Here is a 12,354-nt window from a genome sequence, read left to right on the forward strand (position 1 = left end):
AGGCTCGTCCGCCCATCGCAGTAATGTGGTTGCGCCCTGTTCGCCTCCGAATTCCTACCGTGAGGAGAAGTGGTGCAGGCTGGTCAGCTGATCGCGGGCCGCTACCGGCTGGTGGAGCCGATTGGTTCGGGCGGGATGGGCTATGTCTGGCAGGCCTTCGACGAGGAGCTGCACCGGGACGTCGCCATGAAATGCGCCCGCCGCGGCGGCAGCGAGGCGGATGACCGGAGAATGCGGCGCGAAGCCAGGATCGCCGCGGGATTGCAGCACCCGCACGTCATCACCGTCCACGACGTGGTGGTCGTCGACGGCGAGCGCTGGCTGGTGATGGAGTTCCTGCGTTCCCGGAGCCTGGCCGAGTTGCTGGAGGAGCGCGGGGCGCTCCCGGTCGCCGAGACCGCGGACATCGGGGCGCAGATCGCCGACGCCCTGGCGGCGGTGCACGCCCGCGGTGTGGTGCATCGCGATGTCAAGCCGGGCAACATCCTCGTCACCGACGACGGGGTCGCCAAGCTGACGGACTTCGGCATTTCGCGGGTGGTGTGGAGCGAGAAGACCCTGACCGACAGCGGGACCGCGGCCGGAACCACGGCCTACCTGTCGCCGGAAGCGGCGCAGGGCCAGGAACCCGCGGCGGCCTCGGACGTGTTCTCGCTCGGCGCCAGCCTGTTCGCCGCGGTGGAAGGGAAACCGCCGTTCGGCGACGCGGAGAACCCGCTGGTGACCCTGAACCGGGCCGCGAAGGCCGAGATCGAGCCGATCCGCCGCGCCGGGCCGCTGACGCCCGTGCTCAATGATCTGTTGCGGCGCAGCCCCGAAGAGCGACCGGATGCCACCGACACCCACCGGCGGCTCGAAGCGATCGCCGATTCAGCGCCCGAGGACTTGCGCGGGCGGCGGTTCCGAGTCAGCCGCGGTCTGGCGTTCACCGCCGCCGGGGTCGTGGTGGCATTGGCCGCGACGCTGTGGATCGTCGGGAAGTACGCCTGGCCGGATCGCAACCCCGAACCCCCGGCATTCCCTCCGGCCGCGGCGGGCGTGGCCACGATCGGCGATCCGCGGACCGCCGATCCCTGTTCCCTGACCGATCAGGCGGCCCTGGCCCGTTTCGGCGAAACCAGACTGGACACCGACTACGGCAACTTCGAACGCTGCGATGTGATCGTGCGGCCGAACCCGGACACCGAAGTCGACGTCGAGACCCAGTTCAACGTGCCCGCCCCGCCCGATGCCGGGGTGGTCGAGCAGGTGGGCGCCGTGAGCGTGTTGCGGGAACCCGCGAGGAACGACCGGTGCGACCGGGTCATGACGCTGCCGGACCGGAACAAGGTGGTCGTGAACGCGAGGCTGAACGAGGGCACCACCGCGGACCTCTGCGGTATGGCCGACGCGACGGTGAACACCGCGCTGACCGTGCTCAACCGCGGTCCGGTGCCCCGGCGTCCCGCGCCGTTCGCGGCGGGATCGCTGGCCGGGGTGAACGCCTGCGGCCTGCTGGACAACACCGCGCTGGCCCGCATTCCCGGTGTCGACGCGACCCGCCCGGAGATCGGCTTCGGCGACTGGGCATGCCGCTGGCGCAGCACCACCAGCGGCGGGTCGGTGCTGCTGCGCTACGACCACGACCAGCCGCTGACCGCCCGGAGCGGCCGCCCCAACCCCATCGGCGGGCGCGACGCCTTCGTCGAGCCAGGCGCCGAGGGTGCCGACTCGTGCGTCATCAAGGTGAGCCATCGCCGGTATACCGACGACGACGGATACCCGGCGGTCGAACTGCTGCACATCGCGGCCGACGGCCCGCAGGGAGAGGACGCGCTGTGCGGACTGGTCACCGACTTGGCCACGGCCGCGGTGTCCCGCCTTCCCCAGCCCTGAGCCTTTCCGGGCTACCATGGTCAACGACACCAAGTGTCCGAGATGGGGGCGGCGGAATGGTCGAGTTCGACGACAAGGTGATGCCGTGGAGCGCGTCGGACGATGACCTCGCGGCTGCGGTCTGGGCGAAGCTGAGCGAGTCCGCCAAATCGCTCTTCTCAGTACTCATCGAGCATCCCGGAACCAAGTTCAGCGGAGCCGAACTGGCGGAGATCCTGTCGATTCCCAGCGGAAGAAGCGGCGTGGCCGCCACGCTGTGCTGGCCGAAACGGCACTGCGCCGCGCTCGGTCGCGGCTACCTGTGGTCGTGGGGATACCCCGCTGACAAGCGTGCCCGCTACTGGATGACCGACGAGGTGGCGGAGCTGCTCGACCGGGTCCGCAAGGGCTGACGGTCTTCGGGCCGCGCCGCAAGGTCACCGCCACCTCCCAGCTGGATCGTGAGTGGTTAGGACGGTTAGAACCGCCCTAACCACTCACGACCGGTCGGGACGACAGGATTTGAACCTGCGACCCTCCGCTCCCAAAGCGGATGCGCTACCAAGCTGCGCCACGTCCCGCCTGGCCCCATGTTCGGTGGGGCGGTGTGCTGCCACCCTATCGGTTACCGCTAAGCTAGCGACGCGCGGTCCTTGATCGCGTACGCGGGTGTAGCTCAATGGTAGAGCCCCAGTCTTCCAAACTGGCGACGCGGGTTCGATTCCCGTCACCCGCTCGCGAGTCGTGTTTGGTGGCCTTTGGCCACCTTCCCCGGGGTGTGTTGATGTGGGGGCCGAGCCCCCACGCCCCAGCCAGGGGGCAAGCCCCCTGGACCCCCGTAGGTAGGCGGGTTTGTTCACGGTTGGCGGTAGCGGGCGATATAGCGGGCGCGGGCTTCGGCTTCGGTGGTTTCGTTGGCTTCCGCGCGCACGCTTTTGCCGGTGCCTCGCGGATAACCGTGCTTGGCCAGCCGGTGTTCGCAGCTCTCCTCGACATAGGCGAACGAGTAGAAGTAGCCCACCAGCGCGGCCATCAGCATCAGGGCCAGCCGCAGGCCCAGCGGGCCGGGGAGCAGTAGCCACACCGACACCAGCGGCGCGATGAGCACGGTGCTGCGCGCGGCGTGCCGCAGGAGCCACGTCTTCGCGGTGATGTCGTGCAGCACCCAGGTTCGGTGTTTCTCGGGCAACCGCCCGCCGATCGCGTACCACAGCCAGCGGACCGGGTTCGGGCGTTGACGCGCCATGCGGCCTCCTCATGTACTAACTGATCGCACCTTAATAGTTAGTACACTAACTAATGCAAGGTGCCTCTAGAGTTCAGGTGCGCGTCGCGGTGAGGAGAATGGGGTAATGGCGTCGATCGACCTGGGGGAGGACCCGCTGGCCCTGGACCGGCAGGTGTGCTTCGCCCTGTCCGTGGCCTCGCGCGGCGTGATCGCGATCTACCGCCCGCTGCTGGAGCCGATGGGCCTGACCCATCCGCAGTACCTGGTCATGCTCGCCCTCTGGGAGCGCACTCCCCGCTCGGTGAAGGACCTCGGCGAGACCCTGTGCGCGGAAGCCGCGACCCTCTCGCCGTTGCTCAAACGGCTCGAGGCGATCGGCTACCTCACCCGCGAACGCAGCCGGTCCGACGAGCGGTTGCTCACCGTCGACCTGACCGAAACCGGGCGTGCCCTGCGCGAGCAGGCCGAGAAGATTCCTTACCGCGTGGTCGAAAAGCTGGGCATGGAAGTCGCCGAACTGGAGAACCTGCACGCCGCGCTCACCCGTGTCATCGCCGCCACGCGGAATTCCTAACGGTTCGCCTGCCGCGTGAGCATGGCGACCACATCCTCCAAACGTTCCTCCACGGCGAACGCCGCGCGCTGCCGCTGTGCGCCGCATCCGTTGCGGCACAACGCGGTCAGCCCGGCCAGGACGAATTCGAGGTCCCCGTCTGCGGTGGCCAGGGCGGGCCGGATGTACTCGGCCAGATAGTCGACCAGCACGCGCATCGGGGTGAGCCGCCCGGTTTCCGGATGCGCGTACTGGCCGCTCAGGCCGTACCGGGCGGCGCGCCAGAGATTGGCCCGCACGACCTCGTGCGGCGGTTGCGGCGCACGCCGGTGGTCGTCGATCGCGTGCCGGGCCGCGGTCACCAGACCGCGGACGATCGCGCCGACGAGTGCGGCTTCGGCGGCGGTCGCGCTGACGTCGCACACCCGGAATTCCACGGTCGGCTGCTTGTCCGAGAGGCGAACATCCCAGTAGAGCATGCCGCGATCGAGCATCGCGCCGGAGTCCAGCAGCGCCTCGACGGTGTGCTCGTAGTGCTCGACGGAATGGAAGTACGGCGGCGGGCCCGCCGACGGCCAGCGTCCCCATTGCATGTGCCGCCAGCTGCAGTAGCGGGTGTCCACGCCTTGGTGGAAGGGCGAATTCGCGCTCAGTGCGAGCAGGATCGGGAGCCAGGGCCGGAGGTGGTTGCACACCTGGACACCGGTGGCCCGGTCCGGAATCGCGACGTGCACATGACATGCGCACGCGATGACCGTCGTGGCGACGGCGCCGAACTGCTCGGCCATCCGGCGATAGCGGGGGTTCGGGGTGAGGCCCGGCGGACGGGGCTCGGGCAGCACCGGCGTTCCGCTCGGCATCAGTCGCAGGCCCCGGGCCGTGGCCGTCCGGATGAGCCGCCCGCGCATGGCGCGCAACTGGTCGAGGAGTTCCTTGGCGCTGTGGCAGATCGTGGTGGCCGTTTCGATCTGGCTGAGCCGGAGTTCCCGTTGCAGGGTCCCGTCCGGTTCCTCGGTCTCGCCGATCACCTCCGGGCCGAACGGGGAAAGCCGGCCGGTTTCGTCGACGAGCAGGAACTCCTCCTCGACACCCAGAGTCAGCTCATCGGCGAAGGTCCGGGCGGGGGAGTCCTCCGTGCGGTACGCACAGTTGTCGACCATACCCGGAAGGTTACCGGGGTTGCCGGCCAGGAAATCGGGCCATTCGGGGGGAACTCGAAGTCCGGCGCAGGGCGCGGCGAACGTTCGGCGGATTGACGCGAGGGCCCCGGCTGGGCGAGGATTTGGGTCAGGGGTGATTGACAACGTTGTCATCCGGGGCATGGAAAGGGAAGCCGCCCATGAGAAAGCGTGTCCTGACCGTCGCGATGGCCGTCGCCATCGGCGCCGGTACCGTCGCCGCACCTTCGGCGGCCGCCGACCGGGGGCCGCGGTTCCCCGACGACCCCACGACCTTGGTCGACACGTCCATCGGCAACAACGGCGACGGCACCACGTTCCCCGGCGCCACCACGCCGTTCGGCATGGTGCAGCTCAGCCCGGACACCCAGCTCAAGAAGTACGCCTCGTACGACTACGCCAACGACACGATCCTCGGCTTCAGCCACACGCATCTGTCCGGCGTCGGCTGCCAGACCATGGGCAACATTCGGTTCATGCCGACCACCGGCGCGGTGACCTCGTCGGATCCCGCTCAGTACGGCTCGAAGTTCAGCCACGCCAACGAGCAGAAGTCGCCCGGCTACTACTCGGTGAAACTCGACAAGTACGACGTGCGCGCCGAGTTGACCGCGACCGAGCGCACCGGGCGCCACCGCTACACGTTCCCGGCGAACGCGGGCGCGGAGAACGTGCTGATCGAGGTCGGCGAGAGCAACGGCTACACCTACGCCGGCGAGGTCAAGGTCGTCGGCGACGACACCGTCGAAGGCTGGCTGCAGGGCGGCAACTTCTGCTGGGAGACGCAGAAGGAGCGCTACAAGGTCTTCTTCAGCGCCAAGTTCGACCGGAAGTTCACCTCGTTCGGCACCTGGAGCGACGGCATGCTGACCCCGGGGGCACGCGACGCCAAGCTGGGCAGCAAACGCACCGGCGCCTGGCTGAGCTTCGATCCGGCCGCCGGGAAGCAGGTCGGCGCCGGCGTCGGCCTGTCGTACACGTCGGTGGAGGGCGCCCGGCTGAACCTGGATCGGGAGAAGGCCAGGAAGAACTTCGACGCCGTCAAGGAATCCGCGCACCGCACCTGGCGCGGCGAGCTGAACCGGATGCGCGTCGCCGGTGGCACGACCGCGGACCAGCGCACGTACTACAGCGCTCTTTACCGCTCGCTGCTGCACCCGTCGATCGGGTCCGATGTGGACGGTCGCTATCGCGGATTCGACGACCGGGTGCACCGGGCCGATCATCCCTACTACCAGATGTTCTCGCTCTGGGACACCTACCGCTCGCAGAACCAACTCGTCGCGTTGCTGCATCCGGACCGTGCCGCGGATATGACGAAATCGGTCTTGCGCATCGCTCAGGACGGCGGTTGGGTGCCGCGCTGGGCACTCGCCAATGGTGAGACCAACGTGATGAGCGGCGATCCGGTCACCCCGTGGGTGGTCGACAACTACCGGCGCGGCCTGCTCGATGACCGGACCGCTCGCGGCCTTTTCGACGCCCTGTGGCGCAACGCGAACGAGGTGCCGAAGGACCAGTCGCTTTTCCGCGGCCGGGACGGAAACCCGAGCTATGTCAAGAACGGCTGGATCGGCTACCGCGATGTGCCCGGCTACACGTTCGGCGACACGCGCCAGTCCGGTTCGGCGACCCTGGAGTACGCGCTGGCCGACTGCTCGCTGTCGTTGATGGCCCGCGGCCTCGGCGAGCACGCGAAAGCCGATTCCCTGGCCCGGCGCTGCCAGAACTTCACCAAGCAGTGGGACACCGGCACGGTGTCCAAGGGCTTCACCGGGTTCCCGCGGTCGCGCGCCGAGGACGGTTCGTGGGTCGGCGCGGCGGATCCGGCCAAGTCGACCGGTTTCCACGAGGGCACGCCGTGGCAGTACCAGTGGCTGGCGCAGCAGGATCCGAGGGCGCTCTTCGGTCTGATGGGCGGTGCCGATCAGGCGGAGAAACGGCTCGACACGTTCTTCGACATACCGCTGTTGTTGAAGAATCCGGCGGAGGCCGCGAAGAAGTCGTGGGTGATCGGTGCGTACGACTACCACAACAACTTCGCGTTCAACCCCAACAACGAGCCCGATCTGCACGCGCCCTGGATGTTCGCGTGGACGTCGTCGCCGTGGAAGACCTCGGCGGTGATGCGGGCCGCGCGCACCCTGTTCACGGATACGCCATACGGCATGCCCGGCAACGATGATCTCGGCACCATCTCGTCGTGGCTGGTCTTCGCGATGGCCGGGGTGTTCGAGGCGACCCCGGGCTCGGGGATCTACCAGCTGAGCGCGCCGATGTTCGAAAAGGTCGAGATCAACCCCGACGGCGGGCGCAAGGTTCGCATCGAGGCACCGGGCGCGGACGCGAACAAACTGCAGTACGTGTCGGGGGTGAGCGTGCGCGGCCGGGATCTGACGAAGAGCTGGCTCAGCCACGAGGACCTGCTCGATGCCCGGACGATCCGGTTCACCCTTACGGCGCAACAGGGTTCATCCTGGGGCACGGGCACTGCGGCGATGCCCCCGAGGCTCCTCGACGCCCGGTGAGGGCACTTCAGAGCTGACGAGCCCGCTCGAGAAACGCACGCCACGAGTCGGGAGGGACCCGCAACTCGCCCCCCTCCCGATTCTTGGTATCCCGAACCCCGACCACCACACCGGTCGCCACCTCAATGCACGAAGCTTCTTCTGCACTGTGACTGGACTTGCGCCAGGAGGCGCTGGTCATGGATCCGCCTCTCGCTCAGTGATCAACGACAGCGAGTTCTGTTCGCCTACTGCCAACCCCAGTATAGTGGTCGTGGCTCTCTTGTAATCCTTTATATGTCCTTCGTCGTAGAGGAATGCGCTACCTCGATGGCGCTCCACGAGTACGATGGAAGGTAGGTCTGTGTAGTCGAAGATGCTGAAGGGGCCGGTCAGCCCGGGGTGGTAGCCCACGCCAGCGGGAACCACCCGCAGCGAGATATGTGGTAAGCTCATTATTTCCCGTAGGTGCCGCAGTTGTTCGGCCATCACCTCGGGGCCGCCGATTCCCTGGCGTAGTGCGGTTTCCCCTAGCAGAACATTGTAACGCGGCGGTTGTTGGCGGGTCAGTACATCACGGCGGGCTATCCTGATTCTCAACCTTGTCTCGATCTGCGCATGCGGCACATTAGCTGCTTTAAAGATTGCGCGAGTATATTCTGTGGTCTGTAACATTCCTGGAATCAAGGATGGATTCCATTCAGTGATAGTGGTCGCAGTGCGCTCGTATTCCGCGACAGCGGTCAGAAGTTGAGGCATGCCGGGCATGCTGTCCTCCAGCCAATTGGGCTCGTGTGCCCTCCGCGCGAGATCGAGTAGCCGCTCCCTCTCGTCGCCGACGATGCCTAGGCTGCCCACGATCGTGGCCACATCTTCCACCTTCGGTAGCCGGATTCCCTTCTCCCAGAAGGAAAGTATGGCGTGCGAGATGCCGAGTTTGTCCGCGAGTTGCCGCAGGCCGATCTTCCGCGCCTGGCGGGCTTCCCTCAGGGCGGCCGCCAATGCACGTGCACGAGGAGTGGCGATAGGTGCCTTCATAACCTCACCCTACGCACGGCACCGACAATTCCGAACGTCACCCGATCGCGCTATTGGTGGTACGAATTTGTACCAGAGAGGTTGGTGTCAAACCACTGGCGGACCGGGGTGACACCAATGTTGAGCTGGCAGCAGGCGGAGGGCAGGAGACACGCGTACGATGGCGTGTTCTCCCTTCGCCCCGGCGAATCCTTCGTTGCGTTGTGCGGTGCGGAAGTCACTGTGGCGCGATCGGACGTGCTCGAGCTTGGCGGTCACTGGCTCGACGCAACCTGCTGGGCGTGCGATGCCGTCTGGCGTGACCGTGAACGGATTCCGTGTTTCACCGGCGGTGTGCCCTGAACATGCGCACGGACGAGATTCGCGCGCTGGGCCAACAACTCGCCGAACTGGGCGCGATCCTCCTGAACCTGGCCGACGAACTCGATTCCCTCGCGCGCCTTCCCGAAAGCGGTTGGATTCCGGAGGCAGGAACACCCGCGGGCGCGGTACGTCGAGCGCACTACGTCGGAAATCATCCCCTCCCATGCGGCCTGGTGTTCATCGCACTCTGCGGCACCGCTTGCTTCCCGTTCTACGGCCGTGACCGAGCCGGAAAAATCGCGCGTCACCCGTGCTGCGAGAAATGCCTCCTCCATGCTTGCTGACCCAACCAGGATTCCGATGCCCTGCGCGATATTGACCTGTCTGCTGCTCCTGCTTACCGCGTGCTCCCAAGCCAAGCCTCCCACCGACAGCCCGTGGCAACACGAAAAGATCTCGCTCGCGCCGCAGCCGCCGCAAGTGCGGAATCCGCTCGACCCCGCCCTCCTCGTCAACGATCCATGCCGAGGGCTGTCCCCTGCGCAGTTGCTCGGCCTGCGGATCGAGTCGCCCGGTCGCCGTCACGACACCGAGAGCCTGGTGAGCTGCGTCTGGGTGATGTACGCAGCGGGCACGCCCGCAGTCACCGTCTATTACGTCCCGGGACGGCAAACCGGGTTGAGCGAGCTGTACCTTCTCAACAGTTCGGGCGAATACGGCCACGGATACTTCGAACCGACAACAATCGTCGGTTATCCAGCCGTGCTCAACTCCTCAACAGACGATCGCTCTGCGGGCATCTGCCACCTCTCGGTCGGCCTCAACGACCAATTCGCCTTCAGCGTGCACACCACGAATGTCACCGGCGGTGATCCCTGTCAGGTCGCCGACACCGTCGCCGCACAAGTAATCCTGACCATCCAGCACAGCGGCCGATGACGCCGAACGGGTGACAGTTGAACACCACTCTCTGCCAGCTCGCAGCAGATGAAGGGCCCACTTCCGCCGCTTTCCCACCTAAGTAGCGATTCTTAGCCGCTTTGCACCCTCGCGCGTACGCGATGCGCTACCCTCACTGACCGGACAGCTACAACGGGTGAGGGGCCTCGAATGAGTAGCGCGGGGGACGCGTTCCTGCAGGGAGTGCTCGGCCAAAGAAGCGGCGAGCATCCAGGTTTCACCGGCGAGACGGCCGGTGCCATCGGCCGTCCAGGCGGCCCGGCCAGTCCGGACAATCCGTACAAAGGGTACAACCCGAACAAGACCGAGGAAGACATCCGCCGCCAGGCCCGAGAGGCCCGCGAAGGCGAGATGCGCCGAGTCGATCAGGGTCCACCCTCCCCGTGGGAGGTCTTCGGTAATGACACCGAGGGCCCCAAAGGCATGTCCGGCGGCAGCGTCGGCTACAAGTTCGACCCCGAAACCACTGCCAAAAAGATCACCGAGTGGGAGCAACTCCGCAGCGCGATCGAGAGTGATGCTTTAAAGCTGCAAACTGCGGCAAATGTGGTTAAGCCGCCCTCGGGAGACATGCCTGCCCATCAACAAGTTGAGGCAACGAGGTCGTCGATCCTTGCCGCGCTCGATCACAACCGTAAAATGTGGCAGTACGCGCAGGCTTACATTGATGCCTTGCGTAAGTCGAATGGCACTTATACTCAAAGGGAAGAAGACGTCGCTGGTGGTCTTTATGGCACTTCGTCCGGTGCAGATGGGCTCTACGGATAGGAATGGCATTGGTGATCAGGAAGACCTGTAGCTGGATTCCGGTTGCTGCTGTGGCGTTGCTCGTGTTGGCAAGTTGCTCGCGGGAAAATCCGGGAAAGGCTAATCCGTCGGGGTCGGCTTCTCCTTCCGAAAATGGTTCCGCATCGAGTCAGGTGGTGCCAGGTAAAGACGACGAGGGGCGCAGCAAAGCGCCTGTAGTGCAGTCTCCGTTGGATGGATCCAAGTTCATAGCTGACCCGTGTCTCAGTCTCACCCAGTCGCAATTGCAACGATTCGAGGTATCGCAACAAGGTCAGCGGAGTGAAGACCAAAACGGTGTCGGATGTCGTTGGCGCTTTGGTTCAGAAGGTGCTACTTCGGCGGCTGTGTCGTATCTCCCCAAGGTTGAGAATGGGTTGAGCAATCTGTATGCCCTTAACGATTCTGGGTTTTGGAGAGATGGCTACTTCGAACCGACCGAGGTCGAGGGGTACCCGGCTGTATACAACTCGGTGGCGGATCAACGCGCGCAGGGGTCATGCGGCATGGCGGTGGGGATCAATGATCGTTTGATGTTCAGTGTCCTGATATCTGATCGGCCAGGGCGGGATGTCTGTAAGGCTGCCGGGAATTTCGCGACTGCTGTGGTGCAGACGATAAAAGGGGGGCAGTGAGGTGCCTGACGGCGAGACAATGAGTGCGCAGGATATTTACTACAACTTCGCCAACGCCGAAGGGCCGGGGGCGTTGTTGGAGTCGCGCGCGCAGTTGGTCGAGTTGGAGAAGCTGTATACCGAGCGCGAGGAGCAGATTACCAAGTTGGCCGCCTCCATGGAGGAAGGCTGGCAGGGGGAGGCCGGGGGTGAGGCGGCTCGTGGGGCGGGGCCGTTGGCTGTGGAGCATGCTCGGGCCGCGCAGGAGATGGCGACCGCGAAGGACCTGCTCCAGTCGCAGGCCGACGCCTTCCACGACACCAAAAGCAAGGTTCAGCAGGTGCCGCAGGTTCCGCAATCGCCCCCGACCTTCCTGGACATCCTCGTGGACGGCAACGCGAAGGCGAACTACGAGAACCAGGTGACCGCCGCCAACAACGCGTCGCAGGTGAACGTTCAGGCGATGCAGAACTGGACGACGACCTCCGGGTACAACGGCACGATGATGCCCAGTACCTACGGCAGCATCGACCCCAACGCGCTCGGGATCGTTACCGCTGAGACGCCGCGGAAGGGGTTCAGCAGGGTCGAGGGCAAGGTGTCCGATCCGCGGGTTCCGAAGGGCACTGGGCGGCAGGGGACTCAGGGGACGCAGGGGACCGATGGGAACGTCGGCTCGTTGAAGGGTGACGGGACGAGGACGCCGCCGCCGATCAATCAGGTTCCGCCGCAGACCGACCCTGCTCGGCCGCCGCGGCAGGGGACGGATCCGGGGGCCGCGGACGAGCGGCCCGTCAGGCCGGGACCCGGCCCGAATCCGGTGTGGCCGCAACCCGGGCCTGGGGACGGTCCGGGGCGTTCGCCAATTGGTGGGCAGCCGCCCGGGTATCTGCCGATTGGGGGCAACCCCGGGTATGACAACTCGCGTGGTGGGCTGGGTTCGCGGTTCGGGACCGGGTCGGGGCCCGGTAGTGGGCCGGGGGCCGGTAGCGCGAGTGGCCGGATCGGCGGTAGCGGGCCCGGAAACCCGGGTGGTCTCGCTGGTGAGAAGGCTGGGCTTGGCGGCGGGCGCGCGACGGGGGCCGGGGTGCCCGGGGCGCACGGTGAACAGGTCGGGCGGGCTGGTGGGCCTGGGGCGCGTGGGGCCGGTGGTGCTGGTGGGCCGATGGGGGCCGCGGGTGCCGGGAAGGGCAGGGGCGCCGAGGACGAGGAGCACCAGCGCAAGTACGTCGTCGAGGGCGACGAGCACTTCCAGTTGACCGATGAGGAAGGGGAGCGGGTCGTCGACCCGCGGACCGGCATGTCGCCGACCCCGCCGGTCATCGGCCAATAA

General features: G+C 66.2%; 14 protein-coding genes and 2 tRNA genes. 11 read left to right on the plus strand and 5 right to left on the minus strand.

Annotated features, from left to right (window positions below; translation table 11 throughout):
• Positions 1-72: 72 nt before the first annotated feature.
• Both FXO23_RS03370 and FXO23_RS03375 read left to right on the plus strand, forming a co-directional pair.
• Positions 73-1,875 (plus strand): serine/threonine-protein kinase, encoded by a 1,803-nt coding sequence (locus FXO23_RS03370; protein WP_158880609.1) that lies wholly within the window; start codon positions 73-75, stop codon positions 1,873-1,875.
• A 56-nt stretch (positions 1,876-1,931) separates the two neighbouring features.
• Positions 1,932-2,267, plus strand: a complete 336-nt coding sequence (locus tag FXO23_RS03375) for a DUF6416 domain-containing protein (protein WP_158880611.1) — start codon at positions 1,932-1,934, stop codon at positions 2,265-2,267.
• Positions 2,268-2,361: 94 nt separating this feature from the next.
• On the opposite strand, the gene FXO23_RS03380 is transcribed toward FXO23_RS03375, so the two are convergent.
• Positions 2,362-2,435: transfer RNA gene (locus FXO23_RS03380), tRNA-Pro, on the minus strand.
• Positions 2,436-2,519: 84 nt separating this feature from the next.
• Here FXO23_RS03380 and FXO23_RS03385 point away from each other — a divergent pair.
• Positions 2,520-2,590: transfer RNA gene (locus FXO23_RS03385), tRNA-Gly, on the plus strand.
• A 120-nt stretch (positions 2,591-2,710) separates the two neighbouring features.
• On the opposite strand, the gene FXO23_RS03390 is transcribed toward FXO23_RS03385, so the two are convergent.
• Positions 2,711-3,100 (minus strand): DUF5313 family protein, encoded by a 390-nt coding sequence (locus FXO23_RS03390; protein WP_158880613.1) that lies wholly within the window; start codon positions 3,098-3,100, stop codon positions 2,711-2,713.
• A 106-nt stretch (positions 3,101-3,206) separates the two neighbouring features.
• Here FXO23_RS03390 and FXO23_RS03395 point away from each other — a divergent pair, with 106 nt between their 5' ends.
• Positions 3,207-3,656 (plus strand): MarR family winged helix-turn-helix transcriptional regulator, encoded by a 450-nt coding sequence (locus FXO23_RS03395; protein ID WP_158880615.1) that lies wholly within the window; start codon positions 3,207-3,209, stop codon positions 3,654-3,656.
• Here the strand turns inward: FXO23_RS03395 and FXO23_RS03400 are convergent.
• Positions 3,653-4,795 carry a carboxylate-amine ligase gene (locus tag FXO23_RS03400; protein WP_158880617.1) on the minus strand — a complete coding sequence of 381 codons (1,143 nt, stop codon included), beginning with the start codon at positions 4,793-4,795 and terminating at the stop codon, positions 3,653-3,655. The genes FXO23_RS03395 and FXO23_RS03400 overlap by 4 nt on opposite strands.
• 179 nt (positions 4,796-4,974) lie before the next feature.
• Between FXO23_RS03400 and FXO23_RS03405 the strand changes: the two genes are divergently transcribed.
• Entirely contained in the window at positions 4,975-7,341 is a 2,367-nt protein-coding gene (locus tag FXO23_RS03405; RefSeq protein ID WP_246256868.1) for a GH92 family glycosyl hydrolase, read from the plus strand.
• A 7-nt stretch (positions 7,342-7,348) separates the two neighbouring features.
• Here FXO23_RS03405 and FXO23_RS03410 read toward each other — a convergent pair whose 3' ends face one another.
• Together FXO23_RS03410 and FXO23_RS03415 are read right to left on the minus strand one after the other, a co-directional pair.
• Positions 7,349-7,522: a DUF397 domain-containing protein gene (locus FXO23_RS03410; RefSeq protein WP_158880619.1), complete on the minus strand. Its 174-nt coding sequence runs from the start codon at positions 7,520-7,522 to the stop codon at positions 7,349-7,351.
• Complete coding sequence (locus FXO23_RS03415) at positions 7,519-8,358, minus strand: helix-turn-helix domain-containing protein (protein WP_158880621.1); 840 nt, start codon at positions 8,356-8,358, stop codon at positions 7,519-7,521. Before FXO23_RS03415 ends, FXO23_RS03410 begins: the two co-directional genes overlap by 4 nt.
• 117 nt (positions 8,359-8,475) lie before the next feature.
• On the opposite strand from FXO23_RS03415, the gene FXO23_RS03420 reads away from it, so the two are divergent.
• From FXO23_RS03420 to FXO23_RS03445, 6 genes are all read left to right on the plus strand, one after another.
• Positions 8,476-8,700 (plus strand): HC3 family zinc finger protein, encoded by a 225-nt coding sequence (locus FXO23_RS03420; RefSeq protein WP_158880623.1) that lies wholly within the window; start codon positions 8,476-8,478, stop codon positions 8,698-8,700.
• A gap of 2 nt (positions 8,701-8,702) precedes the next feature.
• Positions 8,703-9,005 carry a hypothetical protein gene (locus tag FXO23_RS03425; RefSeq protein ID WP_158880625.1) on the plus strand — a complete coding sequence of 101 codons (303 nt, stop codon included), beginning with the start codon at positions 8,703-8,705 and terminating at the stop codon, positions 9,003-9,005.
• Positions 8,941-9,600 (plus strand): DUF3558 domain-containing protein, encoded by a 660-nt coding sequence (locus FXO23_RS03430; RefSeq protein ID WP_158880627.1) that lies wholly within the window; start codon positions 8,941-8,943, stop codon positions 9,598-9,600. Before FXO23_RS03425 ends, FXO23_RS03430 begins: the two co-directional genes overlap by 65 nt.
• 171 nt (positions 9,601-9,771) lie before the next feature.
• Positions 9,772-10,389, plus strand: a complete 618-nt coding sequence (locus FXO23_RS03435) for a hypothetical protein (protein WP_158880629.1) — start codon at positions 9,772-9,774, stop codon at positions 10,387-10,389.
• Positions 10,390-10,400: 11 nt separating this feature from the next.
• The gene (locus FXO23_RS03440; protein WP_158880631.1) at positions 10,401-11,042 is read left to right on the plus strand and encodes a DUF3558 domain-containing protein; all 642 of its coding nucleotides are present in this window, start codon (positions 10,401-10,403) and stop codon (positions 11,040-11,042) included.
• A 1-nt stretch (position 11,043) separates the two neighbouring features.
• On the plus strand, positions 11,044-12,354 hold the full coding sequence (locus tag FXO23_RS03445) for a hypothetical protein (protein WP_158880633.1): 1,311 nt from the start codon (positions 11,044-11,046) through the stop codon (positions 12,352-12,354).

The sequence above is a fragment of the Amycolatopsis anabasis genome, from assembly GCF_009765355.1.
Taxonomy (GTDB): Bacteria; Actinomycetota; Actinomycetes; order Mycobacteriales; family Pseudonocardiaceae; genus Amycolatopsis; species Amycolatopsis anabasis.